At 70.3% G+C, this 1,322-nt stretch carries 1 protein-coding gene; it reads left to right on the top strand.

The window, feature by feature from the left end:
• Positions 1 to 1,175: haloacid dehalogenase-like hydrolase (locus GTW43_RS32540; RefSeq protein ID WP_161305566.1), on the top strand; the 1,175-nt coding region annotated here is incomplete at its 5' end.
• Positions 1,176 to 1,322 lie beyond the last annotated feature (147 nt).

Below are 1,322 nucleotides of genomic sequence, written 5' to 3'. Positions count from 1 at the left end.
ACTGCCCGCAGCTGTCGAAGAAGCTGCCCTGGTACGGGGACAACCGGGCGAAACTCCAGCGCATGATCGACGAACGGGGCACCTGCCACGGCCATCGCGGCCCGCGCCCCGTCGCCGCGTTCGACTGGGACAACACCGTCTCCAAGAACGACGTGACCGACGCGACCATCGCCTGGTCGCTGCGGCACGACAAGATCCTGCGGCCCGCCCGCTGGAAGGACACCAGCCGCTGGCTGACCGACGAGGCCGACCGGGCGCTCACCGCCGCCTGCGGCACCGACGTCCCCGCCGGCCGCCCGCTGCCCACCTCGACCGACACCGACTGCACGGACGAGATCTTCAACATCCGTGAGTCCGGAAAGACCATGAGCGGCGCCGCCGCCTTCGCGGGCGAGTGGAACCACCGCCGCACCGTGCCGCAGTACGCCTGGGTGCCGCAGCTCTTCGCCGGACACACCGTCCCCGAGCTGGAGTCCTACGCGGCCGCCGCCCGCAAGGAGGCCCTCGCTGCGCCCGTCGGCGCCACCCAGAAGCTCGGCACCCACACCATCCCCGGCTACGTCCGGTACTACGAGCAGCAGCGCGACCTGATCCGCACGCTCCAGCGCGCCGGGTTCGACACCTACATCGTCTCCGCGGGCTCCGAGCCCGTCACCGAGGTGTGGTCCCGGGGCGTCGGCATCGACCGCAAGCACACGATCGCGATCCGCTCCGTGCTCGACGAGCGCGGCCGCATCACCCCGTACAACGAGGGCTGCGGCGGTGTGCCGATCAACAAGGGCGAGGCCATCCCGTACATCGACGGCAAGCGCTGCTGGATCAACCAGGACATCTTCCACATCAAGGGGAAGGCCGCCTGGGAGAAGCAGCGCTGGGGCAAGCGCATCGCCCTCGGCGGCGGGGACGCCGACACCGACGTGACCTTCGTCGGCGACGCGACCGGCGCACACCTCGTCCTCAACCGGAACAAGAACGAGATCATGTGCCGCGCCTACGACAACGCCGACGGACGCTGGGTCGCCAACCCGATGTTCATCGAGCCGCTGCCGCGCAAGGAGGGCACCTACCCCTGCTCCACGGCCGCCCGGAACCTGCCCGAGGGCGGCTTCGGACCCCTGCTGCGCGACAACGGCTCCGTGGTGCCCGACCAGGTGGACGCCGTGTACGGAGGCTGAGAACACACGAGGGACGGAGTACTGATCTTCCGGGCGGCAGCCCAGGGTCTGTCCGGCGGGTCTGGTCGCGTCCGGGTGGCCCGGGCTGTTCTGTGCTGGTGAGCGGGGTCTGGTGCGTCGAGATGCAAGGCGGAGGAGGGCGGCAAC

The sequence above is a fragment of the Streptomyces sp. SID5785 genome (assembly GCF_009870065.1).
Lineage (GTDB): Bacteria > Actinomycetota > Actinomycetes > Streptomycetales > Streptomycetaceae > Streptomyces.
Note: the sequence above shows the minus strand (reverse complement) of the source record. Positions and strands in the feature narration are given on the sequence as shown.